The following is a 565-nucleotide window of genomic DNA, read 5'->3' as shown; positions in this document are numbered from 1 at the left end:
GTAGCTGGCGTGGAAATGGCGGCCTTTGCTCAGGCGATAGCGCAGGGCGCGGAACACGTGACCGTTATCGCTGACGCCGTAAATAGCCGCGATTTGGCTGCGCGCGGCCAGCTGCCAGATAAACTCCAGCAGCAGGCGCTTCGGAAACAGGCCGTAGCAGGCGCGAGTCGCCTGCTTAATCACCTCATGAGAAACGTGACGTCGTGGCCCCTGCAGACCGCCGATAACCAGCTGCCAGGCATCGTGATCACGGGTTACGCTGAAGGTGGCGCTGGCCAGCAGGGTGTGGTCGCTGTCGCGCAGCCACAGAGTGGTTTCACCCTCACGTTCGGCTTTGCCTGCCGAGGAGGCATAAAGAGTAAACCGGCGGTCCTCTTTTCCGTTTAACGTCAGCAGCGGGACCTCAGACACCGCGGTCATAGCGTGCGCCAGCCGCGATCCGCGTAGGGTGTCGATATAACGATAATGGTTGATTACCGCCACCGCCCGCTGCCAGGCGTTGAGATCGCGGGTCAGATATTGACGGTGTACTTTGCCCGGCAGCGTAGCCTGCGCGGCCAGCAGC

1 protein-coding gene is annotated in these 565 nt (G+C 61.8%); it reads right to left on the bottom strand.

Annotation, left to right across the window (positions count from 1 at the left end; translation table 11 throughout):
- Positions 1-565 (bottom strand): VirK/YbjX family protein (locus ABD481_RS46955; protein WP_344672375.1); only part of this gene is annotated, 565 nt, incomplete at both ends.

The organism is Catenulispora yoronensis (genome assembly GCF_039531695.1).
GTDB classification, from domain to species: domain Bacteria; phylum Actinomycetota; class Actinomycetes; order Streptomycetales; family Catenulisporaceae; genus Catenulispora; species Catenulispora yoronensis.
This window is presented reverse-complemented; position numbering and strand designations above follow the sequence as displayed.